The 15,162-nt window shown below is 57.5% G+C and carries 16 protein-coding genes; 8 read left to right on the top strand and 8 right to left on the bottom strand.

Going from position 1 to position 15,162, the window contains the following annotated elements:
* Nucleotide 1 precedes the first annotated feature (1 nt).
* The 7 genes from LCM21_RS16150 to LCM21_RS16120 all read right to left on the bottom strand — a co-directional run bounded on the left by LCM21_RS16150 (nt 2) and on the right by LCM21_RS16120 (nt 4,364).
* Nucleotides 2-373 carry a succinate dehydrogenase, hydrophobic membrane anchor protein gene (locus LCM21_RS16150; protein ID WP_068338132.1) on the bottom strand — a complete coding sequence of 124 codons (372 nt, stop codon included), beginning with the start codon at nt 371-373 and terminating at the stop codon, nt 2-4.
* Nucleotides 374-384: 11 nt separating this feature from the next.
* On the bottom strand, nt 385-768 hold the full coding sequence (sdhC, locus tag LCM21_RS16145; protein ID WP_224891521.1) for a succinate dehydrogenase, cytochrome b556 subunit: 384 nt from the start codon (nt 766-768) through the stop codon (nt 385-387).
* 204 nt (nt 769-972) lie between these two features.
* Nucleotides 973-1,644 carry a DUF1194 domain-containing protein gene (locus LCM21_RS16140; RefSeq protein ID WP_068338128.1) on the bottom strand — a complete coding sequence of 224 codons (672 nt, stop codon included), beginning with the start codon at nt 1,642-1,644 and terminating at the stop codon, nt 973-975.
* A 54-nt stretch (nt 1,645-1,698) separates the two neighbouring features.
* On the bottom strand, nt 1,699-2,727 hold the full coding sequence (locus LCM21_RS16135; RefSeq protein ID WP_224891520.1) for a MaoC family dehydratase: 1,029 nt from the start codon (nt 2,725-2,727) through the stop codon (nt 1,699-1,701).
* Nucleotides 2,727-2,933: a DUF1737 domain-containing protein gene (locus LCM21_RS16130; protein ID WP_068338124.1), complete on the bottom strand. Its 207-nt coding sequence runs from the start codon at nt 2,931-2,933 to the stop codon at nt 2,727-2,729. The genes LCM21_RS16135 and LCM21_RS16130 overlap by 1 nt, the downstream gene beginning before the upstream one ends.
* 12 nt (nt 2,934-2,945) lie before the next feature.
* Nucleotides 2,946-3,500, bottom strand: a complete 555-nt coding sequence (locus LCM21_RS16125; protein WP_224891519.1) for an NnrU family protein — start codon at nt 3,498-3,500, stop codon at nt 2,946-2,948.
* Nucleotides 3,501-3,506: 6 nt separating this feature from the next.
* A complete protein-coding gene (locus LCM21_RS16120) occupies nt 3,507-4,364 on the bottom strand; it encodes an HpcH/HpaI aldolase/citrate lyase family protein (protein ID WP_224891518.1) in 858 nt (285 codons plus the stop codon).
* Between the two features lie 170 nt (nt 4,365-4,534).
* Between LCM21_RS16120 and LCM21_RS16115 the strand changes: the two genes are divergently transcribed.
* Nucleotides 4,535-4,834 carry a hypothetical protein gene (locus LCM21_RS16115; RefSeq protein WP_224891517.1) on the top strand — a complete coding sequence of 100 codons (300 nt, stop codon included), beginning with the start codon at nt 4,535-4,537 and terminating at the stop codon, nt 4,832-4,834.
* Here LCM21_RS16115 and LCM21_RS16110 read toward each other — a convergent pair.
* Nucleotides 4,831-5,586, bottom strand: coding sequence for a sulfite exporter TauE/SafE family protein (locus tag LCM21_RS16110; RefSeq protein ID WP_224891516.1), 756 nt, complete (start codon nt 5,584-5,586; stop codon nt 4,831-4,833). The genes LCM21_RS16115 and LCM21_RS16110 overlap by 4 nt on opposite strands.
* 161 nt (nt 5,587-5,747) lie before the next feature.
* On the opposite strand from LCM21_RS16110, the gene mdh reads away from it, so the two are divergent.
* From mdh to odhB, 7 genes are all read left to right on the top strand, one after another.
* Nucleotides 5,748-6,710, top strand: a complete 963-nt coding sequence (mdh, locus tag LCM21_RS16105) for a malate dehydrogenase (RefSeq protein WP_068338114.1) — start codon at nt 5,748-5,750, stop codon at nt 6,708-6,710.
* Between the two features lie 427 nt (nt 6,711-7,137).
* The gene (gene sucC, locus LCM21_RS16100; RefSeq protein ID WP_068338112.1) at nt 7,138-8,331 is read left to right on the top strand and encodes an ADP-forming succinate--CoA ligase subunit beta; all 1,194 of its coding nucleotides are present in this window, start codon (nt 7,138-7,140) and stop codon (nt 8,329-8,331) included.
* 84 nt (nt 8,332-8,415) lie between these two features.
* Nucleotides 8,416-9,297, top strand: coding sequence for a succinate--CoA ligase subunit alpha (gene sucD, locus LCM21_RS16095; protein ID WP_224891515.1), 882 nt, complete (start codon nt 8,416-8,418; stop codon nt 9,295-9,297).
* A gap of 42 nt (nt 9,298-9,339) precedes the next feature.
* Nucleotides 9,340-9,882: a DUF805 domain-containing protein gene (locus tag LCM21_RS16090; RefSeq protein ID WP_224891514.1), complete on the top strand. Its 543-nt coding sequence runs from the start codon at nt 9,340-9,342 to the stop codon at nt 9,880-9,882.
* A gap of 57 nt (nt 9,883-9,939) precedes the next feature.
* Nucleotides 9,940-10,644 carry a sulfotransferase family 2 domain-containing protein gene (locus LCM21_RS16085; protein ID WP_224891513.1) on the top strand — a complete coding sequence of 235 codons (705 nt, stop codon included), beginning with the start codon at nt 9,940-9,942 and terminating at the stop codon, nt 10,642-10,644.
* Between the two features lie 39 nt (nt 10,645-10,683).
* Complete coding sequence (locus tag LCM21_RS16080; RefSeq protein WP_224891512.1) at nt 10,684-13,641, top strand: 2-oxoglutarate dehydrogenase E1 component; 2,958 nt, start codon at nt 10,684-10,686, stop codon at nt 13,639-13,641.
* A 3-nt stretch (nt 13,642-13,644) separates the two neighbouring features.
* Complete coding sequence (gene odhB, locus LCM21_RS16075) at nt 13,645-15,162, top strand: 2-oxoglutarate dehydrogenase complex dihydrolipoyllysine-residue succinyltransferase (protein ID WP_224891511.1); 1,518 nt, start codon at nt 13,645-13,647, stop codon at nt 15,160-15,162.

The following is a 15,162-nucleotide window of genomic DNA, read 5'->3' as shown; positions in this document are numbered from 1 at the left end:
GTTAAAGGGCCAGCTTGACCAAGGCAAACAGCCCGGCCGCAATCAGCGTGTAGCCCAGGGCCCACATCGCAACGAGAGAGACTTTTTCCATAATTCCGTGAACATAATCCTCGATCGTTTCCTGAGCTTCGTACATCAACTGAAGCATGCCCACTATCAGAGTTAGGGCAGTTACGATCGCCGGGAAGGGGCGGCTGAAATAGGCCACAACCTCTTCGTAGGTGCCGCCAAGGCCTGCGCCAAACGTGAATATGAATATCGGAATCAGCACGGTCAGGATCATTGCCCGAACCATCACCTGCCAATGTGTTCGTGTGCCGGATTTACCTGCGCCCAAACCCTGTGCGCGTTTACGGTCTGTCAGATATCGCATGTGCCGTCTCCTTACACCACAAGCACGGTGATAACGGTGAGGAGGGTCGCGCCAATGAACATGCCCAGACCCAGTTTTTCGGCGACTTTAACGTCAAGGCAATATCCGAAATCCCATAAGACGTGCCGCAGGCGACCCAAGGTATGATACCAAAGCGCCCAGGTCGCTACGGTCAGAAGGATATCCCCGAACCCACTGCGCAGAAATCCGTCAATGGCAACAAACCCGCTTTCCGAGGTCGAAGCGGCCAGCAGCCACCAGACGATCAGGATTGCAACGGCGAAAACACCCAGCCCCGAAAAACGGACCATGATCGATGACATGGACGTCATCTGCGGGCGGTAAATCATAATATGTGGCGAGAGCGGGCGGTTGCCCCGATTGACATCGGCCATGTCGGCTCCTCTTTCATTGGCTACCGGTGGTTTTACCCTTTTTTGATCCTCTGTCACGTGCTGCTTGAGTAAAAATGGGTAAAATGGGCTCAAAATCGAAAATTTTGCCAATACGTGATCACACTAAATCGCACTGTGATCACAAAATTTATTCAATCCTCATTATGTTAGCGTTTTCAGGGGAAAAGCATCGTGATCACGAATCTATTGCCGCTGCTCCAAAGCTGCCGACTGTTGCACAACCTCGCGCAGCAGCTTTTTCCGGATACGGTCAGGGTAGTCCGCAAAACCCGCGGCCGAGACAACAAACGCGCCCTCACCGACAATGACGTTTTCAAAGAAATAGGCCGTCAGATCCGGTTCGCTTTCTTCGATCGCGATGGCGTTGACCGTGACACCCCTGCTCCGCAGCGTATTGTGTAGTTCGGACGGCTCTACCCCTTCGTTTGAGACCCCATCACCCGAAATGTCTATCAGATGGCGTTTGCAGTCTGACACAGCATCAAAACTGGACATCGTCATCTCAAGCGCTTCACCAATGGCCGTGGAAAAGTTGCGCCAGACTCTGGGATCGCTGGCGACCTGAGCGGCAAAACGTTCAAGCGCGTCAAAGCTGTCGATTCTGGTCCAGGGGATCGTCACTTTCTGGCGCGACGAGCCGGTCCATTGCACAAGCATCAACTGTGCCTGCCCGCGCACCAGTGCCTCTGACACAAGAGGATCACGCAACCCTTCGGCCAATCCGTCCATCTGGATGCGGTATTCTTTTGTGTCGACCGATCCCGATACATCCACGGCCAACGCCAAAGCCAGATCACACGCCAGCGCAGGCGGTGTCAGAAACAGGCAGGCAAGAAGGGAACGCAGCAGGACCATAGCCGCAGCCTAGCACGAATAGGGGAAGCTGTGATCACATGAGTGTGCGTCACCTCAGACCGGCATCAGAGCCCAATAATCAAGGTCAAGCAGGACATTTGGTTGATACCGACCGTCTTCGTTTTTCAAAACAAACGGCTCACCGCCCTTGGTTGCAACCAGTCGCAAGCGAATGGCCCCAATGCCCGGCACAGTGGTTTGAGCCTTGTCCAGAACTTCGGACCAAGCCTTGATCGTGTCGCCGGCGAAACAAGGGTTGGCATGCGCCCCGCCATTCAGACCGACAATCATCTGCGCATTTGCAAGCCCGTTGAACGACAAGGCCCGCGCCATCGAAATCACGTGCCCACCATAGATCAGTCGGCCATCTGGTCGGAACGTCAGGTCAAAATGCACTTTTGCCGTATTTTGCCAGAGGCGCGTGGCCAGCATATGCTCAGCCTCTTCCACAGTTACGCCATCGACATGATCAATGGTTTCGCCAATTTCATAGTCGCCCCAGCGATGCGCCTCGCCCGACTGGGCAAAGTCATAAGTCGTGAAGTCCAACCCCGATGGCACCACCAGATCCTGCGGATCAAGCGCCTTTTTCAGATCCGGAACAACGGCTTCGGGTGCAGGGGCGTCAAGGTTCGATTTGCGCACCATGACCCAGCGCACATACTCGATCACAACCTCGTCGCGCTGGTTAAAGCCACGCGTGCGGACCCACACCACCCCGGTCTTACCGTTCGAGTTCTCTTTGACGCCGATCACCTCAGACTCCGCGCGCAACGTGTCACCGGGATAGACCGGCTTTAGCCACCGCCCTTCGGCATAACCCAGATTTGCCACTGCGTTCAGCGAGATATCAGGTACGGTTTTGCCAAAAACCACGTGGAACGCGGCCAGATCGTCAATCGGGCTTTGCGGCAGGCCACAGTTCCGGGCGAACTCGTCCGAGGAATAGAGCGCATGCCGTGCGGGATACAGCGCATGATACAACGCGCGCTCCCCATCAGTTACGGTGCGCGGCACAGCATGGTGCAGCACCTGCCCATCTGAGTAATCCTCGAAAAAGCGGCCCGGATTGGTTTTTGCCATTACTGCTGTCCCAGTTTCATGTCGGGTGAATAGTCGGTATCGACCTCTTTGATCACGGCCTGCGCGCATCGCATCATGCGGCTGGATTCATCAAACGCGTATGAGGGGTCGCCATACAGCTCCCATCCTTTAGCCAGCGCGTCCGAGACCTTGTGGCAGAAGGCTGACGTGTCTTCCTCGGTCAGCAGCCGGTAGAGTTTTGCCATTGCATCAGCTCCTTACGACGGAAATGGCCAAGGACCAACCAGCCCATGGATGTAACCGATGATGCCCAACAGCACGATCGAGCCAGCAAAGAACATCGCGTCCTTGCCGAAGGTGCCGGGCTCGCCGGGGGTCCATGCAGGCTCGGAGCGGTTGATGACAATCACCTCAACCACTGCCCATGCCAGCAAGCCGCCGAACAGGATGATCGAGGCCAGATCGCCATTGACCAATAGATGCGCGAAAGCCCACAGCTTGAACCCGCCCAGCATCGGGTGGCGGAGCTTGTGCAGCAAGCGGCCTTTGGTTCCGGCCGGACTCATCAGATAGATCGCGATAAGCACCAAAAGGTTGTTGATGTGAATCATGAATGCCGGTGGCGCCCAGACATAGATGAAATCGGTCATGCGATAGCCGAAGATCATCAACAGGATTGCAGCAACCAGTGACAGCGCCACCGCGCCCTTGCCCGCGTCGCCCATCGCCGCGCGTTGCGTGGGCATGATACGTTTGAACAAATGGGCGGCCCACCACAGTGCCACCCCAAGGATCAGAAGAACAAAGCCCATGCTGGCTTACCCCGCTTGCAAAGCTGAAATCGCCTCTGCTTTTGCCAGAATTTCGCGGGCTGTTACAACATGCAGATTTTCAACGATCTTCCCATCGACCACTGCAACACCCTGACCCTTCGCCTCTGTCTCTTCAAACGCAGCAATCTGACGGCGCGCCAGATCAATCTCGGCCTGCGATGGCGCAAAAGCCGCGTTGGCGATGTCGATCTGCGCCGGGTGGATCAGAGTCTTGCCATCAAAACCCATATCGCGGCCCTGCTCACATTCAGCCGCCAGTCCATCATTGTCTTTGAACGCGTTGTATACCCCGTCGACAATGATCAGCCCCTCGGCCTTGGCGGCCAGCAGGCATAAACCTAATGAGGTCATCAGCGGCAGGCGGTCGGCGCGGAACCGGGTTTGCAGGTCTTTGGCCAGATCATTTGTGCCCATCACAAAACCTGCCATCAGCGGATGAGCCGCAATCTCAGCTGCATTCAGCATGCCGCGCGGCGTTTCCATCATCGCCCAGACCGGCTTGTCACCCGTGATGGCAGCAAGGGCGTCCACGTCAGCGGCTGCGTTCACCTTGGGTAGCAACACAACATCAGCGTCCATATCACGGACCGCCTCGGCATCGGCGCGGCCCCATTCTGTATCCAAGCCGTTGATGCGTACGATCTTGACGCGTTCACCGTAGCCACCAGCCGCTAGCGCCGCGCTCAGCGTTTGGCGCGCATTTGCCTTTTCCTCAGCGGCCACCGCGTCTTCGAGATCAAAGATGATCGCATCCACCGGCAAGGTGCGGGCTTTGTCCAGTGCCCGCTCGCGCGAGCCGGGGATGTACAAAACTGAGCGATAGGGGCGCTGACGGGCGTCCATTGGCCTCTCCCTTTGAAACAAAATTGCGCGAAATGGGGCATTTTTTTCTGGAAAGTTCAAGGACAAAATCGCCGCAACGCAGCATGAGCCAACCAACGTGCGTAGGCTTAACTTAATTTGGGTCCGCCAACCCCAAGCTGAAGGTCAGATGGAATCAGGAGGGTTTGCAGATGAAAAACATGCTGATCAAGTTGACGATGGGCCTTGGTATCATGGTGCTGGCCGCTCAGCAGGTACAGGCCCGCACCTGCGCCCCACGCGACGAAATGGTGAAACGACTGGCAGGCACGTACGGCGAAACGCGCCACGCTATCGGAATCGCGCGGCAGGGTGCGATAATGGAGCTTTTTGCTTCGGATCAGACCGGCAGCTGGACGATCACGGTAACGCTGCCGGACGGAACAAGCTGCCTCATCGCAGCGGGTCGGGACTATGAGGCGATCACAGAAGCCCTTCCACCCAATATCTAAGTCAAGGCATCCAAGATCAGTTTGCTGCCGGTAATAATCAGCAATACATAGGCAATGCCAAAAAACAGCCGTTCGGACAGCATGAAATGCGCCCGGACGCCCAGCCATGCACCCAGCAATGCAAAAGGTGTCAGCAGCAGATCAGCCCATGCCGTGTGCCAGGTAAACATACCGAGAAAGGCGTAGGGAACGAATTTCGAGATGTTGATGACCCAGAAGACCAGCACGGTGGATGCCTGAAACTCGGTCTTCGTCAGGCGTTGCGACAACAGATAAACAGCTGCAGGCGGCCCGCCGGCATGACTGACAAAACTAGTAAACCCGGCGACCAGCCCGGCGAACAACCCGGCAGTTGGCGGCAGTCTTTTTTCAAAGCCGCGGATCAGGCCTTTGCTCTGGGCGAAATGCCAGGCTACGAATCCGACCGAGATTCCGCCAATCAGCAAGCGCAGCAGGTCATCATCGGTCGCGCGGTATAGCCAAGCGCCCAGCGCGACCCCCGGGACCGCACCCAAAATCAACAAACGCGAGTCAGGCCAGCTCCAGCGTTTCCAATACGGGCCAAGGGTCGCCACATCAATGACCATCAGAATGGGCAGCATCAGTGCAAGCGCCTGCCCCGGCTCAAGTATCAGCGCCAGAATCGACGACGACGCAAAGGCCACGCCTGACCCGAACCCGCCCTTCGAGATGCCCGCAAAGATCACCGCCGGAATTGCGACGGCAAAAAACATCAGGTTCAGTTCGAACATGCGGTATCCCGTATATTGGCTTGTCTAAAAAACCGTTTAGCGTAATCAGCGCGCCCGGTGCAAACTGTATGCGGTTGCATGCCGCGCTGCATAACCCTTGCGCGAAAGTCATTTACCGACTAGCACAACCGCGACTTCAAAACCGACCGGAGACAATCCAAATGGCCAGACCCAAGATCGCGCTGATCGGCGCAGGTCAGATCGGCGGCACGCTCGCCCACCTCACAGCAATGAAAGAACTGGGTGATGTCGTCCTGTTCGACATCGCCGAAGGCATCCCCGAAGGCAAAGCGCTCGACATCGCTGAATCCGGGCCCTCAGAGGGCTTTGATGCCAAGCTGAAAGGCACCCAGTCCTACGAGGATATCGCAGGTGCCGATGTCTGCATCGTAACGGCAGGTGTACCGCGCAAACCGGGGATGAGCCGTGATGATCTGCTGGGGATCAACCTGAAAGTCATGAAATCCGTCGGTGAAGGCATCGCTGCCCACGCGCCTGACGCCTTCGTCATCTGCATCACCAACCCGCTGGATGCGATGGTCTGGGCGCTGCGCGAATTCTCTGGCCTTCCGCACAATAAGGTCTGTGGCATGGCTGGCGTCCTGGACTCGGCCCGGTTCCGGCACTTCCTGGCCGAAGAATTTGGCGTCTCCATGAAAGACGTCACTGCCTTCGTTCTGGGCGGCCACGGAGATACCATGGTGCCGTCGGTTCGCTATTCGACCGTTGCGGGCATCCCGCTGCCCGATCTGGTCAAAATGGGCTGGACCTCGCAAGACAAGCTGGACGCGATCGTACAGCGCACCCGCGACGGCGGCGCCGAGATTGTTGGTCTGCTGAAAACAGGATCAGCCTTCTACGCCCCGGCAACGTCGGCGATTGAAATGGCCGAGGCATATCTGAAAGACCAAAAACGCGTCCTGCCCTGCGCCGCCTATTGCGATGGTGAGCTTGGTGTGACTGGCATGTACGTAGGTGTCCCCACCGTAATCGGGGCTGGTGGGATTGAAAAAATCGTCAACATCACCCTGAACGATGAAGAGCAGGCCGGATTCGACAACTCGGTCAATGCTGTGAAGGGTCTGATCGAGGCTTGCAAAGGCATCGACAACTCGTTGGCATAAAACTCGGTGTATCCGACTATGATTCTGGATGCGCGTCTTCGGGCGCGCATTTTTTGTTTGGTTGACCTGTTCGGGCTCTACTATCGGCGCGCGTCTAACATTCTTTCCGTCAACTCTGACAAAATCCGACATGCCTCCGAACCTTGTCGGTGGAATGCAACACGACGCGATCATTTTTTCTCGGGTCGCAACCGCACTCAGGACTATCGGGTAGGCGATTGCCCCAGGTGTTGATTTGTAGAATCGATGCGTCTGCTCAAATCAATCGGCCCACATCAACGGGTATCTTGTGATCACACCCAAAAAATCTGTGATCACAAAAGTCGAAAATCTTAGCGAAAAAGTCCTAAGGCAGCAAAAAAGCCTTTATATTTCTGCTCTACAGCCGTCTATAACGACTTAATCGTAGTCAGACGGGACAGTTTCGATGAACATTCACGAATATCAGGCCAAGGCTCTTCTTCGCAGCTATGGCGCTCCGGTCTCCGAAGGTCGCGCGGTTTTGCGCGCCGAGGAAGCCAAAACCGCAGCAGGTGAACTGGATGGCCCCCTTTGGGTTGTCAAAGCACAAATCCACGCAGGTGGTCGCGGCAAGGGGTCTTTCAAAGAAGCCGATGCCGGCGAAAAGGGCGGTGTACGTCTGACCAAGTCGGTGGAAGAAGCCGCCGAAGAAGCGAAGAAGATGCTGGGCCGCACACTGGTCACGCATCAGACCGGCCCCGCAGGCAAGCAGGTCAACCGCATTTATATCGAAGCCGGGTCTGGTATCGAACGCGAATTGTACCTGGCCCTGCTGGTAGATCGTCAGACCAGCCGCATCTCATTCGTCTGCTCGACTGAGGGCGGCATGGACATTGAAGAGGTTGCTGCTGCCACGCCCGAGAAAATCCTGTCCTTCTCGGTCGATCCTGCGACCGGCTACCAACCCTATCATGGCCGCCGCATCGCCTTTTCACTGGGGCTGGAAGGCGCGCAGGTCAAGCAATGCGTCAAACTGATGAGCCAGCTTTACGCCGCCTTCGTCGAGAAGGACATGGAGATGCTGGAGATTAACCCGCTGATCATTTCGGACAAAGGTGATCTGAAAGTGTTGGACGCCAAGGTCGGCTTTGACGGCAACGCGGTCTACCGCCACCCCGACATCGCCGAACTGCGCGACGAGACCGAGGAAGACCCCAAAGAACTGGAAGCGTCGAAATACGACCTGAACTACATCGCGCTGGATGGTGAGATCGGGTGCATGGTCAACGGTGCCGGTCTGGCGATGGCGACGATGGACATCATCAAGCTGTATGGGGCCGAGCCTGCCAACTTCCTCGACGTGGGCGGCGGCGCGACCAAAGAGAAAGTGACCGAAGCGTTCAAGATCATCACATCGGACCCGAACGTCAAAGGCATTCTGGTCAACATCTTCGGCGGCATCATGCGCTGTGACGTCATCGCCGAGGGCGTTGTCGCCGCGGTGAAGGAGGTCGGTCTGCAGGTTCCGCTGGTCGTACGTCTGGAAGGCACGAATGTTGAGAAAGGCAAAGAGATTATCAACACCTCTGGCCTGGACGTGATCGCGGCGGACAACCTGAAAGACGGTGCCGAAAAGATCGTGAAAGCCGTGAAAGGCTAAGCCCAATTCCGTGGAGTGGGTTTCGCCCCACTTTTCCAAAGAATTCTGGCAGGCCTTGGCCCGCCTAAAACAGGAGAACGCCAAATGGCAGTCCTCATCGACGAAAATACCAAAGTGATCTGTCAGGGCTTTACCGGCTCTCAGGGCACATTCCACAGCGAACAGGCCATCGCTTATGGCACCAAGATGGTCGGCGGCGTGACCCCCGGCAAAGGCGGTCAGACGCATCTTGACCTGCCCGTGTTCAACTCGGTCCACGAGGCCAAGCATGTGACTGAAGCCAACGCCTCGGTGATCTATGTTCCGCCGCCCTTCGCGGCTGACTCGATCCTCGAAGCGATTGATGCCGAGATGGAAGTGATCGTCTGCATCACCGAAGGCATCCCGGTTTTGGACATGATGAAGGTGAAGCGCGCGCTGGAAGGCAGCAAATCGCGCCTGATCGGCCCGAACTGCCCCGGTGTTATCACGCCCGATGCTTGTAAGATCGGCATCATGCCCGGTCACATCCACAAGCGCGGCTCGGTCGGTGTTGTGTCGCGCTCGGGTACGCTGACCTATGAGGCCGTCAAGCAGACCACTGATGTGGGTCTGGGCCAGTCCACCTGCGTGGGCATCGGCGGCGACCCGATCAAAGGTACCGAGCATATTGACGTACTGGAATGGTTCCTTGCCGATGACGAAACCGAGTCGATCATCATGATCGGTGAAATCGGTGGTTCGGCCGAGGAAGAAGCCGCGCAGTTCCTGGCGGATGAGGCCAAGAAGGGCCGCAAAAAGCCAGTTGCCGGTTTCATCGCAGGCCGCACAGCCCCTCCGGGCCGCCGCATGGGCCACGCGGGCGCGATTGTCGCCGGCGGCAAGGGTGGCGCTGAGGACAAGATCGAAGCCATGCGCTCAGCCGGTATCGTCGTTGCCGAAAGCCCGGCAACGCTGGGTGAGGCTGTGCTGGAAGCGATTGGCTGATATGGCGGCTTCGGCCGTCTAGTCTGGAGAGGAACGAAACACATGACCTTTGGTGAGGCTGTAAAAACGTGTTTCTCCAAGTTCTTCACCTTTTCGGGCCGTGCCTCGCGGCCCGAATATTGGTTCTTTTTCCTGTTCATCGTGATCTGGAACATCATCGCCGGGATCATCGACTGGCAATTTTTCACCCAAGTCGCCACGACAGAAACGGAGACGAGTACATCCGTCACCGCCACGTCCTCGCAACCTGTACAAAGCATCGTCAGCCTGATCGTATTCTTCCCGCATCTGGCTGTCGCGTGGCGTCGGATGCATGATACCGGGCGCAGCGGGCTTTATGCGTTGTTACCGATCCTTCTGATCCTGGGGGCAGGTGCCGTTCTGTTCTTCGGCATCGGCCTTGCATCCAGTTTCCAGCATGGCGGCAATCTGGACATCCTGTTCACCCGTGCCACGCTGCTAATCGTCATTCCAACCCTGCTGATCCTGTTTGTGTCGCCCCTCCTGGTGCTGTGGTGGCTGACCCGCCCCAGCCAGCAAGGCACCAATCAATACGGTCCCAACCCACATGAGGTTGCCCCATGATCGGACACGCAGGAAAATCTGGTTTCACTCAGCCACAAACCGGAAAGGATCAGTGAGATGGTCCTGGTTTGCCACAAGCACAAGTTCATTTACCTGAAGACGACCAAAACGGCGGGCACCTCGACCGAAAAAGCCCTGCAGCCCTTGTGTGAAAAACCGGGGCTGGGTGAGTTGCCGAACGGAGAGGTCAGGATCTCAAAACATGGGATTGTGGGGGCACGTGGACCCAGAACGCAGAACACCCATCGCATTCTGCGGTTGTGGCACAGGCACAAACACCCTTGGCGCAATCATATGTCGGCCATGAACGTAAGGGAAAACCTGGGTGCCAAGACATTTGACAGCTATACCAAGATCGCAAATGTCCGCGATCCTTTCGACCGGGTGGTGTCGCAGTTTCATTTTATGAAATACCAGAAGAATCTGCCTTCGGAGGACGCGAAAACCGAATTCGAGCAGTTCAGATCGTTCGTCTTGTCGGGCACATGGTCGATAGATTGGGACATCGTTTCGATCGATAATAAACTGATTGTTGATCGTTTCATTCGCAAAGAACATCTTGTCGCCGACTTGAAAGAAACGCTCGCTGGATTTGGTCTGCCGGAAAACGGTTTTAAACTCGGACACGACAAGTCCATGAAAGAAAGACGAAAGGGCATACCTGTGCCAGACTATTATGACCCTGAAACAATAGATGTCGTTCGACGAAACATGGCCTGGGTATTTAATACACTGGGTTATCCAGACCAGCCGCAACACTGAAACCAAAACCGAAACCGCCTACCCATTCGAGGTTCGCACATGACCGAACATACGCCCAATTCCGCATTTCACGCCTCTAGCTTTATGCAGGGGCACAATGCCGAGTATCTGGAGCAGCTATATGCCCAATACACCAAGAACCCCGGTGCGGTAGACGCCGCATGGGCCGAGTTTTTCAAGGCCATGGGGGACGCTTCTCCGGACGTTCAGAAAGAGGCTGAAGGGCCCTCCTGGGCGCGGACCGACTGGCCGCCGATGCCGGCCGATGACCTGACCGGAGCGCTCACAGGCGAATGGTCAGAGATTGACGCCAAGGCGGCAGGCAAGAAGATCAAGGAAAAGGCAGCGGACAAGGGCGTTGAGGTCAGCGATGATCAGATCAAACGCGCCGTTCTGGACAGTCTGCGCGCGCTGATGCTGATCCGGGCCTATCGTATCCGGGGCCATCTGGCCGCCGATCTTGACCCGCTGGGCATGCGAGCCGCCAGTACGCATCCAGAACTGGACCCCAAGACATACGGCTTCACCGAGGCCGACATGGACCGCCCGATCTTTATCGACAACGTTCTGGGCCTGCAGATGGCCAGTATGCGCCAGATCGTTGAGATCGTGAAACGCACCTATTGCGGCACCTTTGCGCTGCAATACATGCACATCTCTGACCCTGAACAGGCCGCTTGGCTGAAGGAACGGATCGAAGGATACGGCAAGGAAATCCAGTTCACCAAGGAAGGCCGCAAGGCCATTCTGAACAAGATGGTCGAGGCCGAGGGATTTGAGAAATTCCTGCACGTCAAATACATGGGCACCAAGCGCTTTGGTCTTGACGGCGGCGAGGCGCTGATCCCTGCGATGGAACAGATCATCAAGCGTGGCGGTGCCTTGGGCATACGGGATATCGTGATTGGCATGCCTCACCGGGGTCGCCTGAACATCCTTGCCAACGTGATGGGTAAACCTTATCGCGCGATCTTCAACGAATTCCAGGGCGGCAGCTTCAAACCCGAAGACGTGGATGGGTCCGGCGATGTGAAATATCACCTCGGCGCTTCCAGCGACCGGGAGTTTGACGGCAACAGCGTGCACCTGTCGCTAACGGCGAACCCTTCGCATCTTGAGGCGGTGAACCCCGTGGTATTGGGCAAGGTCCGCGCCAAGCAGGACCAACTGAACGATACCGACCGTACTGCGGTGATGGGCATCCTGCTGCATGGTGACGCGGCCTTTGCCGGTCAAGGTGTTGTGGCCGAAGGCTTTGGCCTGTCGGGCCTGCGCGGGCACAAGACCGGCGGCACCATGCATATCGTTGTGAACAACCAGATCGGCTTTACCACCGCACCGCACTTCTCGCGGTCTTCTCCGTATCCGACGGATATCGCGCTGATGGTCGAGGCACCGATTTTCCACGTGAACGGCGATGACCCCGAAGCGGTGGTGCACGCTGCCAAGGTTGCGACCGAGTTCCGTCAGAAGTTCCACAAGGACGTGGTCATCGACATCTTCTGCTATCGCCGGTTTGGTCATAACGAGGGCGATGAGCCCATGTTCACCAACCCGATCATGTACAAGAAGATCAAGACCCATAAGACCACGCTTTCTCTGTATACTGAGCGTTTGGTCCAAGACGGCCTGATCCCGGAAGGCGAGATCGAGGATATGAAAGCCGCCTTCCAGGCGCATCTGAACGATGAGTTCGACGCCGGCAAGGATTACAAGCCGAACAAGGCGGACTGGCTGGATGGGCGTTGGTCGCATCTGAACAAAAACAAAGAGGAATATGTCCGCGGTGAAACTGCAATCTCGCCCGAGACATTCGCCGAAGTCGGCAAGGCCCTGACGCATGCGCCCGCCGATATCGCGGTGCACAAAACCGTCTCGCGCCTGCTAGATCACAAGAAGCAGATGTTCGACAGCGGCAAAGGCTTTGACTGGGCAACGGGTGAGGCGCTAGCCTTTGGGTCATTGCTGACCGAAGGGTATCCGGTACGCCTGTCCGGGCAGGATGCGACACGCGGCACGTTCAGTCAGCGCCACTCGGGCTTCGTGCATCAGGAAACCGAAGAGCGGTATTACCCTCTGAACAACATCCGTGAAGGGCAGTCGAAATACGAAGTGATCGACTCGATGCTCTCGGAATACGCGGTCTTGGGCTTCGAATACGGCTATTCGCTTGCCGAACCCAACGCGCTGACCCTTTGGGAGGCGCAGTTTGGTGACTTTGCCAACGGTGCGCAGATCATGTTTGACCAGTTCATCAGCTCGGGCGAAAGCAAATGGCTGCGTATGTCGGGTCTGGTGACGCTGCTGCCGCACGGGTTCGAAGGGCAAGGCCCCGAACATAGCTCGGCCCGCCTGGAGCGCTTCTTGCAGATGTGCGGTCAGGACAACTGGATTGTTGCGAACTGCACGACACCGGCGAACTACTTCCACATCCTGCGCCGCCAATTGCACCGGACGTTCCGCAAACCGCTGATTCTGGTCACGCCGAAGTCGCTGTTGCGGCACAAGCTGGCAGTCAGCACGGTCGAGGATTTCACCACCGGCTCCAGCTTCCACCGGGTGCTGTGGGACGACGCGCAACAGGGCAACTCGGACACCAAGCTGGTGGCCGACAAGAAGATCAAACGCGTCGTTCTGTGTTCGGGCAAGGTCTATTACGACCTGCTGGAAGAACGCGACGCACGCGGGATCGACGACATCTACCTGCTGCGGATCGAGCAATACTATCCGTTCCCGGCGCACTCGCTGATCAACGAGCTTGAGCGCTTTAAAGGGGCTGAGATGGTCTGGTGTCAGGAAGAACCCAAGAACCAGGGCGCCTGGACATTTATCGAACCCAATATCGAATGGGTGCTGACCCGCATCGGCGCCAAACACACAAGGCCAACCTATGTCGGCCGCGCAACCTCGGCTTCGCCCGCGACGGGTCTGGCCAGCCAACACAAAGCTCAACAAGAGGCGCTCGTGAACGAAGCGCTGAGCCTCGAAGGAAAGTAAACGATGACAATTGAAGTTCGTGTTCCCACGCTTGGCGAATCCGTCACCGAAGCCACGGTTGCGACCTGGTTCAAGAAACCCGGTGATGCCGTGGCTGTGGATGAGATGCTCTGTGAGCTTGAGACAGACAAGGTAACGGTTGAGGTTCCGGCCCCTGCTGCCGGTGTCATGGGTGAAATCGTCGCCGCCGAGGGTGAAACCGTTGGTGTTGACGCCTTGCTTGCGACTATTGCCGCAGGCGAAGGTGCAGCTCCGGCCCCGGCTGCTGCCGCCGCTGAACCCGCACCCAACGCCGCACCGGCCGCTGGCGCTGGCAGTGTCGACGTGATGGTTCCCACCTTGGGCGAGTCGGTCACCGAGGCCACGGTATCCACGTGGTTCAAGCAGGTGGGCGACGCCGTGGCGCAAGACGAAATGCTCTGCGAGCTTGAAACTGACAAGGTCTCCGTTGAGGTTCCAGCGCCTGCCGCAGGCGTTCTATCCGAAATCGTCGCGCCCGAAGGCACGACCGTGGATGCAACAGCCAAGCTGGCCGTGATCTCGGGCGCGGGCGCTGCAACGGCCCCCGCCGCGGCTCCGGCAGCTGCTGCAGCAGCCCCGGCCGCAGCGACGGCTGGTAAAGACGTAGCTAACGCACCTTCGGCCGAAAAAGCGATGGCCGAGGCTGGTCTGAGTGCTGATCAGGTTACTGGAACCGGTCGCGATGGCCGCATCATGAAGGAAGACGTGGCCAAGGCGGTCGCAACCGCTGCTGCGCCTGCGCCCGCACCGGCTCCCGCTCCGGCCGCCGCGCCACGCGCGCCGGTTCCTGCGGATGACGCTGCGCGCGAAGAACGCGTCAAGATGACTCGCCTGCGCCAGACCATCGCCAAGCGCCTGAAAGACAGCCAGAACACCGCCGCGATGCTGACCACCTATAACGAGGTGGACATGACCGAGGTGATGGCCCTGCGCAGCCAGTACAAGGACCAGTTCGAGAAGAAGCACGGCGTGCGTCTGGGCTTTATGTCCTTCTTCACCAAGGCGTGCTGCCATGCGCTGAAGGAAGTGCCCGAGGTCAATGCCGAGATCGACGGCACCGACATCGTCTATAAGAACTTTGTCCATATGGGCGTGGCCGCCGGCACACCGACTGGCCTTGTGGTTCCGGTGATCCGCGATGCCGACAGCATGTCGTTCGCCGCTATCGAGAAGGCCATCGCCGAGAAAGGCAAGCGCGCCCGCGACGGTAAACTGTCGATGGCCGAGATGCAGGGAGGGACCTTCACCATCTCAAACGGTGGCGTCTATGGATCGCTGATGTCCTCCCCCATCCTGAACCCCCCGCAATCGGGTATTCTGGGCATGCACAAAATCCAGGATCGTCCGATGGCAATCAACGGTCAGGTTGTAATCCGTCCGATGATGTATCTGGCACTGTCTTACGACCACCGGATCGTGGACGGCAAAGGCGCGGTCACGTTCCTTGTTCGCGTGAAAGAGGCGCTGGAAGATCCACGCCGCCTGCTGATGGACCTGTAA

Source organism: Ruegeria profundi (genome assembly GCF_020171505.1).
Lineage (GTDB): Bacteria > Pseudomonadota > Alphaproteobacteria > Rhodobacterales > Rhodobacteraceae > Ruegeria > Ruegeria profundi.
Note: the sequence above shows the minus strand (reverse complement) of the source record. Positions and strands in the feature narration are given on the sequence as shown.

Bases quoted from the DNA above. Each gene is read 5' to 3' on its own strand.
- LCM21_RS16135 (WP_224891520.1), bottom strand. From the start codon at position 2,727: ATGGCAAAAACCAATCCGGGCCGCTTTTTCGAGGATTACTCAGATGGG.
- LCM21_RS16125 (WP_224891519.1), bottom strand. From the start codon at position 3,500: ATGGGCTTTGTTCTTCTGATCCTTGGGGTGGCACTGTGGTGGGCCGCC.
- LCM21_RS16090 (WP_224891514.1), top strand. From the start codon at position 9,340: ATGACCTTTGGTGAGGCTGTAAAAACGTGTTTCTCCAAGTTCTTCACC.
- LCM21_RS16110 (WP_224891516.1), bottom strand. From the start codon at position 5,586: ATGTTCGAACTGAACCTGATGTTTTTTGCCGTCGCAATTCCGGCGGTG.
- LCM21_RS16080 (WP_224891512.1), top strand. From the start codon at position 10,684: ATGACCGAACATACGCCCAATTCCGCATTTCACGCCTCTAGCTTTATG.
- LCM21_RS16120 (WP_224891518.1), bottom strand. From the start codon at position 4,364: ATGGACGCCCGTCAGCGCCCCTATCGCTCAGTTTTGTACATCCCCGGC.
- sucC (WP_068338112.1), top strand. From the start codon at position 7,138: ATGAACATTCACGAATATCAGGCCAAGGCTCTTCTTCGCAGCTATGGC.
- LCM21_RS16150 (WP_068338132.1), bottom strand. From the start codon at position 373: ATGCGATATCTGACAGACCGTAAACGCGCACAGGGTTTGGGCGCAGGT.
- LCM21_RS16115 (WP_224891517.1), top strand. From the start codon at position 4,535: ATGAAAAACATGCTGATCAAGTTGACGATGGGCCTTGGTATCATGGTG.
- mdh (WP_068338114.1), top strand. From the start codon at position 5,748: ATGGCCAGACCCAAGATCGCGCTGATCGGCGCAGGTCAGATCGGCGGC.
- LCM21_RS16140 (WP_068338128.1), bottom strand. From the start codon at position 1,644: ATGGTCCTGCTGCGTTCCCTTCTTGCCTGCCTGTTTCTGACACCGCCT.
- LCM21_RS16085 (WP_224891513.1), top strand. From the start codon at position 9,940: ATGGTCCTGGTTTGCCACAAGCACAAGTTCATTTACCTGAAGACGACC.
- odhB (WP_224891511.1), top strand. From the start codon at position 13,645: ATGACAATTGAAGTTCGTGTTCCCACGCTTGGCGAATCCGTCACCGAA.
- LCM21_RS16130 (WP_068338124.1), bottom strand. From the start codon at position 2,933: ATGGCAAAACTCTACCGGCTGCTGACCGAGGAAGACACGTCAGCCTTC.
- sucD (WP_224891515.1), top strand. From the start codon at position 8,416: ATGGCAGTCCTCATCGACGAAAATACCAAAGTGATCTGTCAGGGCTTT.
- sdhC (WP_224891521.1), bottom strand. From the start codon at position 768: ATGGCCGATGTCAATCGGGGCAACCGCCCGCTCTCGCCACATATTATG.